The following is an 18,010-nucleotide window of genomic DNA, read 5'->3' as shown; positions in this document are numbered from 1 at the left end:
GACGACGGACACACATGACGCAGGATAAGACAGGCTGGCACGCGGGCCACCTCGCTGTCTTACATGCACTCAATATCGCCAAGCACGCGAGCCGGGCAGAGATCGCGCAAACGACCGGCCTGTCTCCCCAATCCATGACGCGCATCGGGCAGGAACTGATCGCATCGGGCCACATTGTTGAGGTCAGGCGGCGGCACACCGGCGGCATGGGGCAACCCGCGATCGAACTGGGGTTGGTGCCGGGTCGGATATTGTCGCTGGGGCTGGTGCTCGAACATGATCGCATCACCTGCGTGCTAAGCGATCTGGTGGATGGCGTAATTCGCCGCATCGAGCAGGAAGGTGATTTTCTTCTCGCTGCGCGTTCGGCTGACGCGAGTGAAGCGCTGGTGGCGGAGGCGTTGCGTCATATCCCCATCGATGCCACACTATTGGGGCTGGGCGTTTCGCAATCGGGGTTTTTCTTCGATAAGACGGCGCGAAGGGTGGTGCGTCGCGGCGATATCGAAGGCTGGATGCAACTCGATCTCGATGTTCGCCTGTCAGAGCGCTTCGGGCTCGACGTGATCGTCGAGAATGACGGGCGGGCAGCGGCGGCGGGACACCTCGTTCACGGGGTGGGATCAGAATATGGCAGTTTCTTCGTCGTGCTGATGACGCGCGGGGTGGGTGGCGGCGCGGTCATCGATCGGCAACTGCTACGCGGGCGGATGGGTAATGCAGGCGAGTTCGCCATGCTGCTCCCCCGCAGCGGCAATGTCCGGCCCTCGACCGAGAGTTTGGCCGATTGTCTCGGTCTGTCAGTGGATTCCGAATTGGCGGAAGCGGCCATTCGTAGCAGGGCGCCGGGCATGAATGCGTGGCTCAACGAGAACGCGGCCTATCTCGAACGGGCTTTGCTGTCGGTCTGTGCGCTGATCGACCCTGAGGCGATCGTGTTCGCCGGGCGATTGCCGCTCTCGATCCGCGCTGCGCTGGCCGAGCGTATCCGGCTTTCGGGCGTGTCGATCGGGAACATCTCCGCCCCACTCCCCCCGATCATTGTCGATACGGCAGCCGATTGTCTCGAAATCGGCGCAGCCTCGTTGCCTGTGGCCCGCCTCTTTGCGGGGCTAGGCCGCCGACGTTAATCGGGTAGTGCGTATGCCCCGAAGGAGCAAGACAAGGCTAATCGTCGCCAGAGCCAAGAGCATGGCCGCCTGATTGATCGAACCCGCGAGCAACCGGGCGATCGCGAACATCGCAGCGAACAACGTGGTATTGGCCAGCAACCAAGCTAGTGCGGATCGCGATATCGCGCCCGTCGCGCTGCGACTCCAGCCAGGCCCGCCCGGACGAACGCGGCGCCGAAACGTCTCTACAGCATCGCCGTCCGCCTTTGGCCCGAGCAGCGCCGTTACAAGGGTCATGACTGCGCCGATCACGAAGTTGGCGCCGAGCGCCAGAGCATAGTCGATTGGTCGGGCGATATCGGTCCAGAAAAGTGTCATGCAGGCAACGATGAGCGCACTGGCCAAAGAGCAGATCTCGCTCCATATCGTCGTGCGTGACCAGTACCAGCGCGCAATTGCGACGAAGCCGGTTCCGGCCAGCATCATGGTCAGAAACTGGTAAAGCCCCCGAATTCCCGGGCCGGCGCCAAGCAGGGCGGTTGCAAGGCAGCCCACACAAAGCGTCGCAATCGTCACGCGTTCGACCATGCGCAGCATCTTTGTCGATGCTTCGGGACGCAGTACCAAGGCGACGTCATTGACGATCAGCGAGGCTCCGAAATTGAGCCGGCTGTTGGCGCTCGCCATGAACGACAATGCCATGGCCGCGACAAGCAAGCCGAACAGGCCCGGCGCGAGCAGTCGCGCTCCCATCGCGGGCAGCACGGTTTCGGGCTGGGCCAGATGAGGGAGATAGATCAATCCAGCGGCGCCGATCAGATACCATGCCCATGGACGGACCAGATAATGCAGGCCAGCGAACGTCAGGACGGTCAGAATGGCCGAATGCTCGTCGCGCGAAGCGGCGATACGCTGCACCATCATTCCCTTGCCCGGTGCGTTATACCACCAACTGCATAGCAGCATCAGCACCGGCGCGAAGCTGTCCCGCGTCGGCCAGAGCGTGAAAACACTGTCCTGACCGTGTTCGGTGTGCTGGCGGGCTAGGTCCGAGAGGCCATGCGGCAAGCCTCTAATCGCTATGACAGCTAGCAGGGTGCCGACAGATACCGCTATCAGGAACTCCACTGCATCCGATTTTACCAGCCCACGGAAGCCGACGAACAGCGCATAGCCTGCTGTCAGAAACAGGCAAAGGCCGACCAGCGCGCCGGCAAGAGCAGGCTGATGACTGATCTGCCATCGATTGAGCAGCGCGTTCAGGATGAGGCCGAAGGCAAAGGCGTTGGAGGCCAGCACCAGTCCGTTGACCAGTAATCCCTCGAACAAACCGTTGAGCATCCTGTAGCGACGCGCGATCTCGCCTTGCCCATAGCGCAGCGTGATCACCTCGACTTCGGTGACGACACCCGCGCGACGCCACAGCCGGGCGAAAAAGAACAGAGTTGCGAGCACCCCGGGCGCGCCTGCCCACCAATACCAGTTTCCTGCCAGTCCATCGGCATAGACAAGACCCGCGATCAGCAACGGCGTGTCGGCCGATGTCGAAGTGGCCGCCATCGAGGCGCCGAGCGCCAGCCAGGAGAGTTGCCGCCCTGCGACGAAACGCTCCATGAGATTATTACGCGCCCGCGCGAAGCTGAAACCTGTGACCATCACCAATATCAACGTCACGCTGGCAAAGATGATGTCTGGCACCATGGCGGTGCCTTAGCAGTGTTAGATGACAAAAACTCTGCCGGCCGGGCGAGAGTGATATGCATGCCCGGCCGGATTATGGTTCAGAACGTCACGCGTGCGCCGAATAGGATACGACGATCGAGCTGATTGACCCCGTAAGGCAGATAGGCGGCACTCGACACATCCACTTCCTGATTGCGGGTCAGGTTGAGGCCCTGGAGTTGGAAGGAGATATGGCTGTTGAGATTATAGTTGGCGCTGAAATCGAGCTGCCCGTAAGCGTTGACGAAACGCGGAATGGCGAAATCATCTGAGAATTGCGCGAGATAGCGGCTGCGCCAGGCATAGGAAAAGCGCACGTCGAGCGTGGGCGTGCTGTAATAGAGCGTCGCGTTCCAGCTCCGCTTCGACAACCCCGGCAAGCCACGGCTGCGAACGTCGTTCGCCATCGAGAAATTGGCGCTGCTGTCGGTCAGCGTCAGATTGGCCTGCACGCCAAGATTCGAGAACATACCGGGCAGGAACCACAGGCGGCTTTGCGCGGCGAGTTCAAGACCCTTGACGCTTGCCGACACGCTGTTGACCGGCTGAGTGAAGGTAATGGGCCCGGTTGCGAGTACGCCGTCGGCCTGTCTGGGATAGGTGCGCGTCTCGACGAAGGTGGTGGTGTCGATGAACCCGTCCATCTTCTTGTAGAAGACGTTCGCCGCAATCAGACCGTCCTTGCCGAAATAATATTCGGCGCCGAGATCGATATTGTCCGACAGATAGGGATTGAGGTTGGGATTGCCCTTGGTGCCGGTGCCCCCACCCGCGTCGATGCCGGAGACCGTTTCCGACGGCGCGAGGCTGTCATAGTCAGGCCGTGTCAACGTCCGTGAATAGGCTGCGCGAACGATCGCGCCAGGGACGACGTCCCATTTCGCGGTCAGGCTCGGCAGGAACGCTGTATAGGTCTTGTTATATGACACAGGCGTGATCGTCTGGGTCTCGAGATTGATGTTGGCGACGGTGGAACCGCTTGACGTCTGCTTGGTGCTGACGAACCGCACGCCGCCGATAACCTGCACGTCGCTAACGTCGAATTCGGCGGAGGCGTAGCCGCTCAGCGTCTTCTCGCCGATCGTATAGGTCTGCTGCGCGGCATAGCCGGTATAGTCCCGCAAGGCGGTACCCGTAACGGCGACGCTGTTCGGGAAATAGACCCCGTTGATCAGGCTTTCGTTGATTCCAAGGATCGATGACGGGCCGGTCGATCCGCTGACGTTGTAACCGACCAGACCCGCCACCGACCCAAGATTGGGCACAGCCGCATTGGCGATGCCGCTGCTGACATTGAGACGGGATTGCGATGCCGTCCGGGTCTTGCTGCTATCCGCATAGCGGAATCCAGCCCGCACATTCTTGAGCGGTCCGTCGAAGGTCTTTTCAAGGTCGATCTTGCCCTGAAGCTCATCGGTAACGTCAGCGGTCGGACGGAAGACGAAGACGTTGAAAAGGAAATTCTGCGCGTCGGAGGAGAAATCGGTCGCGGTCGAGGAGAAGTCGATGAAGTTCCCCCGCATCTTGTAAGACACGATGCCGGGATCGAACTTGCCGCTCGAATCCGCCAGTCGATACGAATAGAGGTTCCACGTCCGGTTGGCCTTGCGGCGCGCATAGCCGATCGATGGACGGATCAACCAGCCATCGGCAGGATGCCAGTCCACCCGGGCGATGATCTGTCCCATGGTCTCGTCGGTGGTGTAATGATTGTCACCCACTCGCTGTTGGACACCGGTGAATTGGCCGGCAGTAATCACGCCACTGTCGATCGTGGTGCTGATCGGATTGTTGATCCCGCTTTCAAGCGCCATGTCATCACGCAGCGCGCGCGAATTGCTCTTGAGCTTTGCAAAAATGCCGTCGACCGACACTTCCAATTTGTCCGAGGGCCGGTATTGGGTGCTCAGCGTCGCCCCGAGCGAGTTCCGGTTCTCGTTGAAATGATAATAGCGCGGTCCGTTGGCTATCAGCGCTGTCCGAACCGCGTCGGAGGCGCGTGTGCCGGTGTTGACGTTGGAAAAGGCACGCCAGCTCCCGCCCTCAGCGGTATCGGTCACGAAATGCGAGCGCGACCAGGCGATCGATGCAGCGATGCCGAACGTGTCGTTCCAGTTCTGGCTGACCAGCAGCGACAGGCGCGGGTCGACCCGGCCGGTATTCTGCCCATAGTTGCCGAGCGCGCCGGCCGACAACTTGAACCCCTTGTGATCGAGTGGTTTCGGTATCTCGAGCTGCACCAGCCCGGCAAGGCCGCCTTCGGTTTGGTCGGGCGTCGCGGTCTTGTAGATTTCCGCCTTCGAGAAAAGCTCGGAGGGCAGGATCTCGAAGTTGAAGGCGCGGCCGCTCTGATTGACGCCGAACCGGCCGCCGGTTCCGTTGGCAAGACCGGACATGCCGTCAAGCTCGACGCGGGTGAAGGTTGCGCCCAGTCCCCTCAGGTTGATCGAGCGACCCTCGCCATTGGCGTTGCGGTCGATCGTCACGCCCGGCACGCGCTGGAGCGATTCCGACAGGTTGAGGTCGGGCATCTTGCCCATATCCTCGGCAGTGATCGCATCCACGATCCCGGCCGCCTTGCGCTTGATCGAGATCGAGCGCTCGACGCTGGCGCGATAGCCGGTGACGATAATGTCAGACTGGCTCTGTTCCTCTCCAGCGGGCTTCGGAGGTGTGGGCATGACGTCTTGCGCAAACACGGCTGTCGAGCAGGACGATGCTAGGATGCCAGCGGTCGCGGCAGATACCAACAGCCTGAAACGCATAGTGGATAGGTGCATGATTCCCCCTGAATCTATTAATACCTCCACAGTATATAGTTCTCAAATTAGTCGTGCGTGTTACAGTCGCTTCCGGCGTCGATGGCAGCATCAGATTAACACCGCTGTCGATCACTCGCATATTTCGTGGATAGCATACAATCTATTGATAATACGTGATAAGTTTAATATCCTACATTCGCGATCGGGCGCATTTCTGCACGCTATCTGTAGCTTTCCCGTGGCGCGACATGCTTCATCCGAAACGGTGGAATGATGACTGAGGCGATTGATTCTGTAAGATCGGTTGGGATCGCTAGCTTTCATATTTTTTCAATATGACTTTCCTGAGCAGTTACATGCTAAAATAATACATTGATATAGATAGAGAAATATAGCCAAAGCAACCATTACATTTTATCGCAGTATGTTGTTGCGCGACGCAAGCGATCGCATCGGTTTGAAGACGTAATGGGAAGGCGGCATTGACCCGCGCCTGTTAGCAAGGAAAGGCCTGCGGAATCCGGCGGGCGCTTATTCTATTGCGATGCCGAATCTACCCTATGAACAGTCACGAGCGCCGGGCCGAGATCGTCCAAACTGCCTTGCAGGTGGGCAAGGTTGGCAGGCTGGAGCTAGCGCGCTGGTTTTCGGTGTCTGGCGTGACAATCCGCACTCATCTGAACCAACTTGTTCGGCAGGGGCTGTTGGTGTGTGCGAGTACATCGCCAAGATCTGGACGTCAGAACCAAATTGGTTCATCTCCAACCCGATCCACCAGATGCCGGGACTGAACAGGCACGGGCCGGCTATTCCGGCGCGCGCGCCTGTCGCCACAGGAAGACCGGCAGGTACAGCGCGATCAGCCCGGCCAGCACCAGCAGCGGACCGGTAACCTCGTCCAGCGTCGCGCCCATCTGGTTCAACCGGGTGAACAGATGCATGGCCGAGGTCGCCGGCGATGCCCAGACCAGCGTCGCCAGCCAGCGCGGCATGGCGTCGAGAGGCCATGCGAAGCCCGCCAGGAACACCAGCGGGACCGAGGTCGGCAGCAGGATCTTGAGCGCATCGTCGCCGTTGCGGAACAGCGTTCCCGCGGCCAGGCCGAGCGCCGCCACCGCGCCCGCGAACAGCGGCACCGCGATCAGCAGCGCCGGGATGTTGCCGGCGCGCGGCATATCCTGCACCCAATAGACGAAGCCGAAATAGAAGAAGGCGGCGAGAATGCCGATCGTCGCGCACGCCGCCCAGGTGCCCAGCGCGGCGGCGAGCCCGAGCCGGGGATCGCGCCGTCGTCGGCGCTCCGCCATCAGCCGGGCGCTGGCGAACAACAGCGTCTGTTGCAGGATGATGTTGGCGACCGCCGGGAAGATATAGTCGCGATAGCCCCCGATGGTGTTGAACAGCGGATGGACCAGGATCGGCGATGGCGTCCCGCCGGGCCGTCGGCCCATCGCCTCGCGGCGTTCGGCCACGGCGTCCTCGACCACCTCGACCATCCCGCTGCCGATGCTTTCCGCGCGCAGCAGATAGGTGCCGTTGAGCCACAGCCCGATCCCGGCCCCCGGCCGCCCGGTCAGCAGGTCCGCGCCCAGATGGGAGGAGAGCAGCAGGATACCCTCCGCCTCGCGCGCGCGCACCGCCGCGCGGGCGGCGGCCATGTCGGGCACCTCGGCGATGACCCGCACCGCGCGGGTGTCGCCCAGATGCGCGACGATGCTTCGCGACATCGCGCTGTGATCGTCGTCGACCACGACCAGCGGCATCGCCTGCGCAGTCTGATGCGCATAGGGCGCGGGATAGTAGAAGGCGTAGAGAATGACCGACAGGATCGCGACCGCCATCAGGTCGCGGGTCGTCAGGATGGTCCAGAGCGTGGACTCGAACGCCGACCGCATCGTCATGGCCTTGCCCCTGCCCCCGGCGCCGCCTCTGCCGTTACCCGATCGCGCAGCATCAGCCCCAGCCCCGCACCCCCCGCCACGATCGGATAGAGCAGCAGCGCTCCGGCGGCGTGCAGCATGGGCGCGGGCGCGACGCCCAGTACCTGGTCCATCTGCAACGTCACATAATGGGTCAGCGGCAGGATCGCGCTCCACACCCGCGCGAACAGGCTCGCCCCGGCCAGCGGCAGCGAGGCGCCCGAATAGGCGAGCGCCGAGCCCGCCAGGATCACCGCGCCGGACAGGGAAGTCGATACCGTGCGCGTCGCCGCGACCAGCAGCAGCGCGACCGAGACCGTCGCGGCGAACAACAGGATCAGGCCCAGCACGATCAACAACAGGCTGCCCTCCACGCGATAGCCGCGCGCCAGCGTCAGCCACAGGAGCCAGAGCGTGCCCCAGATGCTGCCCGCCACCACATGCACCGCCAGCCGTCCCGCCAGCGCGGTGCCCGGCGCGGCGCTGGCGGTGACATAGCGCGCGAAGGACCGCTCGCGCATCAACGCGCCGACACTGCTGACCGCCGTCACCGCGATCAGCAGGTGCAGCACGCCGGGGCCAAGCAGCAGCCCGAGATACCATTCCAGGCTGAATGTCGGGTTGCCCAGCAGCGTCACCGTCACGCCGGGCAATGGCAGGCGGGTCGCGGCCACGCCGCGCAGCCCCGCCTGATCCGGTGCCGCCTGCGCCAGCGCGGCCAGCACGGCGACGCGCAGATGCGTCGCGGCCAGCGCGCCGGTGGACAGGAACAGCGCCTGGTGGAAAATCTCGACCGGCGCGCCCTGTGCGACGCGGGTGCCGACGCCGTGCGGGATGACCACCGCCGCGACCGCGTCCTCGCGACGGATCATGGCCATGGCCGCGCCCAGATCGGGCGTCTCGGCGACGATGCGCAGGTCGGGGGAGGCGGCGATGTCGCGCGTGATCGCCCGGGCCAGCACGCCGCCGTCATGATCGACGATCACCGTTTTCAACCCGCGCGGGCTTCCCGCGAAGATCATCGCGGCCATCGCCGCCAACAAGAGCAAAGGCATCGCGGTCAGCAGGAACAGGTCGACCCGCGTTGCCCCGATCCGACGGATCTCCGCGCCAAAGCCGTGGGCGAAGCCGCTCATCGCGGCCAGTCGAACAGCACGCTCATGCCCGGGCGCAACCCGGCGGCCCCGGCCGTCGGGGTCAGGGTGATGGCGAAGGCGCGCACGTCATAGCCGCGCGACTGGCGCGTCGCGCGCCAGGTCGCAAAGCTGCCCTGCGGCGCGATCCGCGTGACCCGGAAGGCGAGGTCGCGGCCCAGCGCGGGGACATGGCCGGTCAGCGTGCGGCCCATCGCCATGCCGCGATAATCATCCTCGCGGATGTTCAGCGTCACATGCGGATGGTCGATATCGATGACCTGAAAGGCGGGCAGGATCGGGCTGACGATCTCGCCGGGATTGAGCAGGCGGCGCGACACCTCGCCACCGATCGGGGATACCAGCCGCGTCTCGCGGACCAGCGCGTCGGCGGTTGCGGTGGCGGCGGACGCCGCGCGCACCTGGGCCGCCGCGATCGCGCGATTCTGGGGCCGTAGCCCGGCCAGCGCCTTGTCATATTGCGCCTTGGCGGCCTGCGCCGCGCGGGCGGTGCTGTCGCGCGCGGCATGGGCCTCGTCGCGCCGCTGCTCGGCGATCACGCCTTCGGCATAGAGGCGGTCGGCGCGCCGGCTCGACACCTGGGCGAGGTCCGCCGTCGCCTGCGCCGCCAGCCAGACGGAGCGCAGCGATTCCCGATCCTCGGGCCGCGCGCCCTCGACCGCGAGCGATTCCAGCGCCCGCGCGCTGTCGAGCGCGGCGACCGCCTGTTGTCGGCCATTGACGATCTCCGGCGCGCTCAGTGTCGCGAGGACCTGCCCCGCGCGGACCCGGTCGCCCTCGTTCACCAGCAGCGTGTCGACCCGCGCCAGCGTCTTGGTCGCGACGTTGATCTCATCCGCTTCGACCTGTCCCTGCAACTGCTCGGCCGGGGGGCGGGAGGCGAGCCACAGGCCGACCCCGATCGCGATCGCCACGACGAGCAGCCCGATCCAGAGCAGCGCGCGCGCGCGGGCCGTCGGGCCGGGCGGCGGCGCCTCCTGCCGGGCATCCTCCCGTGGCGCGACGGTTTCGGTATCGGTCATGGACGGTCCCCCAGCGGCAGGCGGATATCGGCGCGGGCCAGATAGTCGGGAAAGCGGTCGAGCTGTCCCGCCGCGGCCAGCAATCCCGCCAGCGCGAGATCATATTCATAGGCGGTCGCGGCGCGCTGCGTCCGCGCGTTCGCCAGCACCGCCTCGGCGGCGAGCACGGTGGTCAACGTGCCTTCGCCCTCGCGAAAGGCGACGCGCTGGACGCGCCAATTCTCCTGCGCGGCGGCCAGCGAGCTGTCGAGCAAAAGGAAGGAGCGGCGCGCCCCTTCCACCAGATCCCAGGCGCGCAGCGTCGCGCTGGTCGCGGCCTTGCGCGTCTCGCGCGCGGCATCGGCGGCGGCCGCCGCATTCTCGCGCGCGGCATTGAGCGCATGGCCCCGGTCGACATTGGACAACAGGGTGTAGCGTACGCCGACGCCCGCTATCCAATCGGGTTCGGTTGGCAGCGCGGCGTTGCGGTTGAGATTATATTCGCCAAATGCGAACGCCTGGGGCCGGTATCGCGCGCGCGCCAGATCGACCCCCGCATCGGCCACCTGCCGTGTCGCCTCCGCCTGTCGCGACTGGGGCAGGTCCGCCTCGCCGCCCAGAAAGGTCGCGGCGGGAGGCAGGGGGCGGCTGACGACGAACAACCCGGTTGACGGATGGACCGCGTCCATCTCCAGCAGCCGGGCCAGTTCGTCGCGCGCGCCATCCTGCGCGATGACCGCGCGTTCCCAGACGCGGGCGGCGCTGTCGCGCGCCACCTGCGCCTCCAGCGTGCGGGCGCGGGGGGTGACGCCCTCCGCCTCCAATTTGCGTGCGTCGGACAGGAGCTGGTCGAGCGCGTCGAGCGTCTCCCGGGCAGATCGGGCGAGCTCGGCGGCGGCCAGCTGGCCGAAATAGACGCGGACCAGGTTGATCCGCGACAGCTCGCGGGCCTGACCGGCGCGGGCGACGGCCATGTCCGCGCCCGCTCGTGCTCCGCGCTGGATCGCGGGGATGGCGCCCCCCGAATAGAGCGGCAGTACACCCTGCACGGTCGGCCGGAACAGCTGGTCGCGATAGCGATAGCTCAGGCTGTCGGGGATCGCGGCGAACAGTCCGGGCAGCGCCTGTGAGATCCGGCCGACGATATCGCCCGCGATCTGCTGGAAGGCCGGGGGCACGGTGGCGGGCAGGCCTGCCAGGAAATCCTGCGTACCGCTCTCCGCCGATTGCTTCGATCCGGTCAGGTCGACCGACAGCGTCTTCTGATAGGCCAGATATTGCGCGGAGGCGGTCACCAGCGGGCGGCGCAGCGTCGCCACCGCCGCCTGTGTTTCGCGTGCGGCGGCCTCGGCATGGCTGGCGGCGGACAGCGCGGGGGAAACGCTGTCCAGCCGGTGACTGGCGGCATCGAAGCTGATCGCGACCCCTTCATTCTGCGCCGCGACCGGGCGGGACAGGATCGGAAAGGACAGCACGGCGCACAGGATCAGGGTGGCGGCCGAACCATGGCGCGCCCGTCGGATCGATCGCAGCGCGCGGCTTTTCCGCCGCCCGCGTCGCACCCCATTGCCCCTGTCCAATCCTTATGCCCCCGCCGAATCGTTCGATATGGAAACGGAATGACCGCACAAGCTGTTCCGGCCGATCCGGCTTTTTGTTGGCGGGGCGGGGCCGCGAGGCAGGGGAGGGGGGCTTTTCGCGCGGCGCATGGTCGCCATATCGGCGTGACACGTGATGGAGACCGACCATGCGGGCGGACGAGGTGTTGGCGGAGGATGCGAACCGGGCCGAATTTGGTGGCCTGTCGGTGCGCAAGGGCACGATTGCAGCGTTCCTGATGAACGCCCGGGTCTGGAGCGATCCGACGACCGGCGACGAGGCGCGGCGGCAGGCGGAGGCGGACATACGCGATGCCGCCCCGGCATTGCGCGCGGTCGGGCTGTTCGAGGTGCTGGCGGTCAAGGATGCGGCGCTGGCGAAACTGCTGGCGGAGGCATAGCGGCGGACGGGCGCCCGCGCTGGCGGGCCGCTGGACGGCTGAGCCAGCCCGATCCTGTCCTGCCAGAAGCGTTCGGGCCGTCGCCCGAATATTTCAGGCCCGCCATGGCATGTCGTCGTCGGCCTGCTGGCGATGGGTGCCCGGGCTTTCGGCGCGATCGCCTTCCTTCGGGCGACCGCGCCGGTATGGGCGCATTCGAGCGGGGTGCGCCCGGGGTTCGCTCAGGCCAGATCGCGGACCTTGGGTTCGCGCGCCCAGTGCCGCTTGGTCCCGACGGTCATGAAATCCTCGATCGGGACGACGCCCTCGTCCGGCTCGACATGCGCCTTGTCCAGCAGGACTTGCGTGCCCTTGCAATGGGCGATGGTCTTGCAATGGCCATAGGCGTCCATGAACCATTGCACCGCCGCGCCGTCCTTGGCCAGCGTTTCGGCGGCATCCGGCATGAGGATGGAGGCCACCGCGTCGAACAGCACCGAGGGCGACCCGGCCAACTGGCCATCGGCCTTGAGCGTGCCACCCTTCACCTTGATGCCGCCGACCTTCGGGGCCACCAGGAACGCGGTGCCGCCCGCTTTCTCGATCTCGCCCTTCAGCCTGTCGATCGACGCCTTGTCCGACCCTTCGGCAAAGAGGATGCCGACCTTGCGGCCCTGCAGCAGCTCTTTGGCCTGTTTCTGGATCGAGAGCGCGTTGGACGGGGCCATGTCGACCGGGCGTCTGGCCGCCTTGGCCTCCTCGGGCAGGTCGATGGCCAGGCCGTCCGCGACGCGCTTCGCCAGATCGTCGTCGATGGTGCGCAGCCGGGCGACGACGCGGGTGCGCACATGGTCGAGTTGCACCTTCGACAATTCGAACACCAGCGCCGAGGCGATATGCGCCTGCTCATTCTCCGTCTGGGAGCGGTAGAAAAGCCGCGCCTGGCTGTAATGATCGGCGAACAGGTCGGCGCGGATGCGCAGCTTGTGCGCGGGATCGTTGCGCTCGTCGTTCAGCGGGAAGCTGGTGAAGCCGGTTTCGGGGCAGGCTCGCGGCCCGCCATCCTCGCCCGCCTCGACTAGGCTGTTGGGCTCGTAATTGGCGCGCCCGGTGGGGACCAGCGTCTGCATCATCCCGTCGCGCTGGAAATTGTGGAACGGGCATTTCGGCGCGTTGATCGGGATCTGGTGGAAATTGGTGGTGCCGAGCCGCGATTTCTGCGTGTCGAGATAGGAGAAGAGCCGGCCCTGGAGCAGCGGATCGTTGGTGAAGTCGATGCCCGGGATGATGTTGGTCGGCAGGAAGGCGACCTGCTCCGTCTCGGCGAAGAAATTGTCGACATTGCGGTTGAGCGTCATGCGGCCGATGATCTCGACCGGGATATCCTCCTCGGGGATCAGCTTGGTCGCGTCGAGCACGTCATAGGGCTGTTTCGCCGCCCACTCCTCGTCGAACGTCTGGATGCCCAGATCCCATTGCGGATAATCGCCCGCGTCGATCGCCTCGAACAGGTCGCGGCGATGAAAGTCGGGATCGGCCCCGGCGATCTTGACCGCCTCGTCCCAGGTGATCGATTCGATGCCGAGCACCGGCTTCCAGTGGAATTTGACGAAGCGGCCCTCGCCCTTGGCGTTGACGAAGCGGAAGCTGTGGACGCCGAACCCTTCCATCATCCGGAGCGAACGCGGGATCGCGCGGTCGGACATCGCCCACATGATCATGTGCATCGCCTCGGGCATCAGGCTGATGAAATCCCAGAAGGTGTCATGCGCCGAGGCGGCCTGCGGATAGCCGCGATCCGCCTCCATCTTCACGCTGTGGACGAGATCGGGGAATTTCATCGCGTCCTGGATGAAGAAGACCGGGATGTTGTTGCCCACGAGGTCCCAGTTGCCGCTGTCGGTATAGAGCTTGACCGCGAAGCCGCGCACGTCGCGCGGCGTGTCGATCGATCCCGCGCCGCCCGCCACGGTCGAGAAGCGCACAAAGACCGGGCAGCTTTGGCCCTTTTTCTGGAAGAGCGACGCCTTGGTCAGCTCGGGGATGGCCCTGGTGCATTCGAACACGCCATGCGCGCCCGATCCGCGCGCATGGACGATGCGTTCCGGGATGCGTTCGTGGTCGAAATGGAAGATCTTCTCGCGAAGGACGAAATCCTCCAGCAGCGTCGGCCCGCGCGCGCCCGCGCGCAGGCTGTTCTGGTTGTCCGATATCCGGTGGCCGAAATTATCGGTCAGATGGGCTGTGCCGTCGCCATGGTCGCCATCCGCCGCGATGCGCTGCTGGGTTTCGCCACCCGCGCCGACATCGCGGTCCATGACGGTCTGTCCGGCACCTGGGGCATGATCGTGGAGCGAATGCGAAAGGCTCGGCGAAAGGTCCGATTTCGGCATGAAGGGTCTCCCAATCCCATGATTTTGCGAGAACCCGGGTCGCACGCATGGACGGCAGCCAGACCCCGGCTCTTCGTGGGATGAAACGTCGCGAATATTGGCCGGGTTCCCAATGCTCTTGACCTTGACCGCATGACCGTCCATATTGAGGCCACTGACGTCCTCTGCGAAAGGCAGACCGGCGCGGTATTTCCAGATGCGTGTCTTCACCTCCGTCCGATGGCGAAGGATCGCGCGCCGGTCGCAACGACCGCTCCGGATCTCATCCCCCCAGGATTTCGCCAACGCGCCTGTCGACTTTCATGACCGCCCGCCCGGACAGGGCGGCGGTCCGCATCGGCAGGCACAGCGTCGGCGTCCATCCTTACTCACTCAAAAATCAGCGCGACCATCATTGCGCGTCAAGGAAACCATGTACCTCCATACCGATCCCGTAAGACCCATTGTTCCTTCTCTTCGCGGCGTTCCACGGCCCCCTCTGCCCAGGCTGGCCGGTGCATTGTCGCGTCAGGACTTCAAGCGCATCGTCGCCGAAATGCTCGGCTGACCGGAGCCGATAAGACGGCCGCTATCGCCTACCGTCCCACCTTGCGCGCGCCTGAAACCGATCCGTCCCGTGTTTGGGCATGGTGGCGGCGTGCCGAAGCGGACGTGGCGACCCCTCTCTCCAAAGCGGGGCCTGCCCGTCACGCGTCCCCGCACAAGGCCTGGGCCAGGGCGTCCCGCGCCAGCGCGACGCGCGGATGGCGAAGCGATGCGCGGGCCCAGACCAGATAGAAGGTGTTGCGCGGGACCATGACGGGCGCGGGAATCTCCACCAGGGTGCGCGCCGCGCGTTCCGATCGGGTGAGATAGCCCGGCAGGACGGACCACCCCAATCCCGCGCACAGGCCCGATCGCAGGACGCGCAGGTCCGGAGCGGTCACGCTGGGGAGCCGGGTGACATGGATATGGTTCGCCTCGAGCCAGTGGCGCACCAGAGGCCGGTCGAGATCATAGGCAAGATGGGGAATGGTGTTCAGCGCCTCGCCAAGCGGCATCTGGGCGATCCGTTCGGCCATGATCGGCGCCGCGACCGCGCGCAGATCTTCTCCGCCCAGAACCTTGAAGGCGAGCCGCCCGTCCTCGGGTTGCGAGGCGGTGATGCCGAGATGCACCTTGTCGTCGAGAAGCATGGCATAGAGCATGTCGCGCCCGCCGATATGCAGGCGAAGGTCGAGCCCCGTTTCGAGCAGCGGACCGAGCCGAGGCGCGATCATCTCACCCAGCAGGTCGGACGGGGCCGCGATATGCACCGTGCCCGATATCCGCGCGGATCGCGCGCGGGCGGATGACAGCGCGGCCTGCGCGACATCCAGGCTGTCGCCGATCGCGGCGGCCAGATCGTCGGCCATGGCGGTGGGCCGCACCCCGCGCGAATGGCGATCGAACAGCGGATGGCCGACCTGCGCCTCGAGCGAGGCGACATGTTGCGAGGCGGCGGGCTGGGTGATCCCCAGCGCGCGGGCCGCGTCGCTCAGCGAACGCCGCCGATAGACCTCGATAAATGTCCGCATCTGCACCAATGACATCGCGGTTCCATAAAAGAATTTATGGCAAAGGGCCAATTCCCTTGGATTTGATAATGCGCCGGACGGCGTATCTATCGTGCATCGACAAAGCGAAACGACGCGGGATCGCCGGACCGGCGTGACACGCCCAATGGCGTTGGCGTCCGGTGGACGGATGTTCCGTTGCCCGATGCGCGACCCGCCAATCCCTATCCGACTGGAGAAACCGACATGACCCGCATTCTCATGGTGACGACGTCCGCCGACCGCATGATCCCCGGCACCGAGCCGACGGGCGTCTGGCTGGAAGAGCTGACCACCCCTTATTACGCGTTTCGCGACGCAGGGGCCGAGGTAACGCTCGCCTCGATCAAGGGCGGCGCGGTCCCGATCGACCAGCGCAGCGTCAATGCGGATGGCGAGAATGACGCCTCGGTCGAACGCTATCTCAAGGACGAGGCGCTGAAGGCCGAGGTCGCGGCCACGCCCGTCTTCACCGCCATCGATCCGTCGGGCTATGACGCGCTGTTCCTGCCCGGCGGGCACGGCACCATGTTCGACTATCCTGTCAGCGAGGAGCTGGCACGGCTGGTCGAGCGGTTCGACCGCGCGGGCAAGATCGTCGCGGCGGTGTGCCATGGCCCGGCGGGCCTGGTCTCGGCGAAAAAGGCCGATGGCACGCCGCTGGTCGCCGGGCGCCGGGTCGCCGGTTTCACCGATAGCGAGGAACATGCGGTCGGCCTGGCCGAGGCGGTGCCCTTCCTGCTCGAAGCCCGCCTGAAGGCGCTGGGTGCCGACCATGAGGGCGGTCCCGACTTCATGCCTTTCGCGCTGCGCGACGGCAATCTGGTGACCGGGCAGAACCCCGCCTCGGCCACCCGGACGGCCGAGCTGGTCATGGAAGCGCTCCAGGCCGAGGCGTCCTGACCATGCGCTATCTGCACAGCATGTTGCGGGTCGCCGATCCCGATGCCACCATCCGCTTCTTCGCGCTGCTGGGTCTCAAGGAGACCCGGCGGGTGGAGAATGTGGCAGGCCGCTTCACGCTCATTTTCCTTGCGGCCGATGAGGATCATCGCGGCGAGGGCGAGCGGGGCGATGCCGAGGTCGAGCTGACCTATAACTGGCCGCCCGAAGACGGGCGCGCGCCCGAAACCTATAGCGGCGGCCGCAATTTCGGGCATCTCGCCTATCGGGTCGACGATATCTACGCCACCTGCGCGCGGCTGCAGGCCGGTGGCGTCATCATCAATCGTCCCCCGCGCGACGGCTATATGGCGTTCGTCCGCACGCCCGACGGCATTTCGATCGAGCTGCTCCAGCAGGGCGAGCGCAAGGCCCCGGCGGAGCCCTGGATCTCGATGCCCAACACGGGGGAATGGTGATGGCGCGGCTGTTCGAACCGCTGATGCTGGGCGGCCTTCGGCTCGCCAACCGCATCGTGATCGCCCCGATGTGTCAATATTCGGCCGAACAAGGTGCGATGACCGACTGGCACCTGATCCATCTGGGCCAGCTCGCCCTGTCGGGGGCGGGGGCGCTCACCATCGAGGCGACGGCGGTCACGCCGGAAGGCCGGATCACCTATGCCGATGTGGGGCTTTACGACGATCATAGCGAGGCGGCAATGCGGCGCGTGGTCGACGGCGTGCGGCGCTGGTCGGACATGCCGCTGCTGATCCAGCTGGCTCATGCGGGCCGCAAGGCCAGCACCGCCAAGCCGTGGCACGGCGGGGCCCAGATCGCGCCGGGCGAAGACCTTGGCTGGCAAGCCCTGGCGCCCAGCGCGGTTCCGTTCGAACCGGCGGAGCACGCCCCCGCCGCGCTGGACCGGGCGGGGATGGAGCGTATTCGCGATGCCTTTGCCGATGCGGCGGCGCGGGCCGCGCGGATCGGTCTGGACGGCATCCAGATCCATGCCGCCCATGGCTATCTGCTGCACGAATTCCTCTCGCCGCTGGCCAATCGCCGCGAGGATGATTTCGGCGGCAGCCTGGCCAACCGGATGCGCTTCCCGCTCGAGGTGTTCGATGCGGTGCGGGCGGCGTTCCCCGCCGACAAGCCGGTGACGGTCCGCGTTTCGGGAACCGACTGGGTCGATGGCGGCTGGACGATCGAAGAGACGGCCATCTTCGCGACCGAACTCGAGGCGCGGGGCTGCGCCGCGATCCACATCTCCAGCGGCGGTCTCGATCCGCGCCAGCAGATCCCTGTCGGCCCCGGCTATCAGGTGCCGCTGGCGCGCGTGGTCAAGGACGCGGTGGCGATGCCGGTCATCGCTGTCGGTCTGATTAGGGTCAGGACTCATTGGTCATAGCCAGAAGATGACGGTGGCCGCGAGGGCGACGGCAGAGAAGAAGACGGTTGGGCAGCGGTCGTAGCGAGTTGCGACGCGGCGCCAATCCTTCAGACGGCCGAA

At 65.4% G+C, this 18,010-nt stretch carries 14 protein-coding genes and 1 pseudogene; 6 read left to right on the top strand and 9 right to left on the bottom strand.

Annotated features, from left to right (window positions below):
- Positions 1-14 precede the first annotated feature (14 nt).
- Positions 15-1,130, top strand: coding sequence for an ROK family transcriptional regulator (locus RN629_RS11840; RefSeq protein WP_407035403.1), 1,116 nt, complete (start codon positions 15-17; stop codon positions 1,128-1,130).
- On the opposite strand, the gene RN629_RS11835 is transcribed toward RN629_RS11840, so the two are convergent.
- Complete coding sequence (locus RN629_RS11835) at positions 1,113-2,813, bottom strand: sodium:solute symporter family transporter (protein WP_407035402.1); 1,701 nt, start codon at positions 2,811-2,813, stop codon at positions 1,113-1,115. The genes RN629_RS11840 and RN629_RS11835 overlap by 18 nt on opposite strands.
- 80 nt (positions 2,814-2,893) lie before the next feature.
- Positions 2,894-5,515, bottom strand: coding sequence for a TonB-dependent receptor (locus RN629_RS11830; protein ID WP_407035401.1), 2,622 nt, complete (start codon positions 5,513-5,515; stop codon positions 2,894-2,896).
- A 641-nt stretch (positions 5,516-6,156) separates the two neighbouring features.
- Here RN629_RS11830 and RN629_RS11825 point away from each other — a divergent pair.
- Positions 6,157-6,387: a DeoR family transcriptional regulator gene (locus tag RN629_RS11825; RefSeq protein ID WP_407035400.1), complete on the top strand. Its 231-nt coding sequence runs from the start codon at positions 6,157-6,159 to the stop codon at positions 6,385-6,387.
- A 15-nt stretch (positions 6,388-6,402) separates the two neighbouring features.
- On the opposite strand, the gene RN629_RS11820 is transcribed toward RN629_RS11825, so the two are convergent.
- From RN629_RS11820 to RN629_RS11805, 4 genes are read right to left on the bottom strand one after another with little or no spacing between them, the layout of a single operon-like run.
- Positions 6,403-7,497, bottom strand: a complete 1,095-nt coding sequence (locus RN629_RS11820; protein WP_407035399.1) for an ABC transporter permease — start codon at positions 7,495-7,497, stop codon at positions 6,403-6,405.
- On the bottom strand, positions 7,494-8,651 hold the full coding sequence (locus RN629_RS11815) for an ABC transporter permease (protein ID WP_407035398.1): 1,158 nt from the start codon (positions 8,649-8,651) through the stop codon (positions 7,494-7,496). Before RN629_RS11815 ends, RN629_RS11820 begins: the two co-directional genes overlap by 4 nt.
- The gene (locus RN629_RS11810) at positions 8,648-9,691 is read right to left on the bottom strand and encodes an HlyD family secretion protein (RefSeq protein WP_407035397.1); all 1,044 of its coding nucleotides are present in this window, start codon (positions 9,689-9,691) and stop codon (positions 8,648-8,650) included. The genes RN629_RS11815 and RN629_RS11810 overlap by 4 nt, the downstream gene beginning before the upstream one ends.
- Positions 9,688-11,250, bottom strand: coding sequence for a TolC family protein (locus tag RN629_RS11805; RefSeq protein ID WP_407035396.1), 1,563 nt, complete (start codon positions 11,248-11,250; stop codon positions 9,688-9,690). The genes RN629_RS11810 and RN629_RS11805 overlap by 4 nt, the downstream gene beginning before the upstream one ends.
- A gap of 167 nt (positions 11,251-11,417) precedes the next feature.
- Between RN629_RS11805 and RN629_RS11800 the strand changes: the two genes are divergently transcribed.
- Positions 11,418-11,669, top strand: coding sequence for a hypothetical protein (locus RN629_RS11800; RefSeq protein ID WP_407035395.1), 252 nt, complete (start codon positions 11,418-11,420; stop codon positions 11,667-11,669).
- A 221-nt stretch (positions 11,670-11,890) separates the two neighbouring features.
- On the opposite strand, the gene RN629_RS11795 is transcribed toward RN629_RS11800, so the two are convergent.
- Positions 11,891-13,966 (bottom strand): catalase, encoded by a 2,076-nt coding sequence (locus RN629_RS11795; protein WP_407035394.1) that lies wholly within the window; start codon positions 13,964-13,966, stop codon positions 11,891-11,893.
- 761 nt (positions 13,967-14,727) lie between these two features.
- The gene (locus RN629_RS11790; protein WP_407035393.1) at positions 14,728-15,612 is read right to left on the bottom strand and encodes a LysR family transcriptional regulator; all 885 of its coding nucleotides are present in this window, start codon (positions 15,610-15,612) and stop codon (positions 14,728-14,730) included.
- Positions 15,613-15,822: 210 nt separating this feature from the next.
- On the opposite strand from RN629_RS11790, the gene RN629_RS11785 reads away from it, so the two are divergent.
- From RN629_RS11785 to RN629_RS11775, 3 genes are read left to right on the top strand one after another with little or no spacing between them, the layout of a single operon-like run.
- The gene (locus RN629_RS11785; protein WP_407035392.1) at positions 15,823-16,518 is read left to right on the top strand and encodes a type 1 glutamine amidotransferase domain-containing protein; all 696 of its coding nucleotides are present in this window, start codon (positions 15,823-15,825) and stop codon (positions 16,516-16,518) included.
- Between the two features lie 2 nt (positions 16,519-16,520).
- Complete coding sequence (locus RN629_RS11780; protein ID WP_407035391.1) at positions 16,521-16,976, top strand: VOC family protein; 456 nt, start codon at positions 16,521-16,523, stop codon at positions 16,974-16,976.
- The gene (locus RN629_RS11775) at positions 16,976-17,908 is read left to right on the top strand and encodes an NADH:flavin oxidoreductase/NADH oxidase (protein ID WP_407035390.1); all 933 of its coding nucleotides are present in this window, start codon (positions 16,976-16,978) and stop codon (positions 17,906-17,908) included. The genes RN629_RS11780 and RN629_RS11775 overlap by 1 nt, the downstream gene beginning before the upstream one ends.
- Here the strand turns inward: RN629_RS11775 and RN629_RS11770 are convergent.
- A pseudogene (locus RN629_RS11770) lies at positions 17,903-18,010 on the bottom strand (IS5 family transposase); the annotation flags it as partial. The gene RN629_RS11775 and the pseudogene RN629_RS11770 sit on opposite strands and share 6 nt — an antisense overlap.

Source organism: Facivitalis istanbulensis (assembly GCF_040560405.1).
Lineage (GTDB): Bacteria > Pseudomonadota > Alphaproteobacteria > Sphingomonadales > Sphingomonadaceae > Sphingomonas > Sphingomonas istanbulensis.
The sequence above is the reverse complement of the archived record's forward strand: the minus strand, read 5'-3'. Positions and strand labels throughout refer to the sequence as shown.

Bases quoted from the DNA above. Each gene is read 5' to 3' on its own strand.
- RN629_RS11795 (WP_407035394.1), bottom strand. From the start codon at position 13,966: ATGGACCGCGATGTCGGCGCGGGTGGCGAAACCCAGCAGCGCATCGCG.
- RN629_RS11810 (WP_407035397.1), bottom strand. From the start codon at position 9,691: ATGACCGATACCGAAACCGTCGCGCCACGGGAGGATGCCCGGCAGGAG.
- RN629_RS11820 (WP_407035399.1), bottom strand. From the start codon at position 7,497: ATGACGATGCGGTCGGCGTTCGAGTCCACGCTCTGGACCATCCTGACG.
- RN629_RS11780 (WP_407035391.1), top strand. From the start codon at position 16,521: ATGCGCTATCTGCACAGCATGTTGCGGGTCGCCGATCCCGATGCCACC.
- RN629_RS11790 (WP_407035393.1), bottom strand. From the start codon at position 15,612: ATGTCATTGGTGCAGATGCGGACATTTATCGAGGTCTATCGGCGGCGT.
- RN629_RS11775 (WP_407035390.1), top strand. From the start codon at position 16,976: ATGGCGCGGCTGTTCGAACCGCTGATGCTGGGCGGCCTTCGGCTCGCC.
- RN629_RS11815 (WP_407035398.1), bottom strand. From the start codon at position 8,651: ATGAGCGGCTTCGCCCACGGCTTTGGCGCGGAGATCCGTCGGATCGGG.
- RN629_RS11830 (WP_407035401.1), bottom strand. From the start codon at position 5,515: ATGCCCACACCTCCGAAGCCCGCTGGAGAGGAACAGAGCCAGTCTGAC.
- RN629_RS11785 (WP_407035392.1), top strand. From the start codon at position 15,823: ATGACCCGCATTCTCATGGTGACGACGTCCGCCGACCGCATGATCCCC.
- RN629_RS11800 (WP_407035395.1), top strand. From the start codon at position 11,418: ATGCGGGCGGACGAGGTGTTGGCGGAGGATGCGAACCGGGCCGAATTT.
- RN629_RS11825 (WP_407035400.1), top strand. From the start codon at position 6,157: ATGAACAGTCACGAGCGCCGGGCCGAGATCGTCCAAACTGCCTTGCAG.
- RN629_RS11835 (WP_407035402.1), bottom strand. From the start codon at position 2,813: ATGGTGCCAGACATCATCTTTGCCAGCGTGACGTTGATATTGGTGATG.
- RN629_RS11840 (WP_407035403.1), top strand. From the start codon at position 15: ATGACGCAGGATAAGACAGGCTGGCACGCGGGCCACCTCGCTGTCTTA.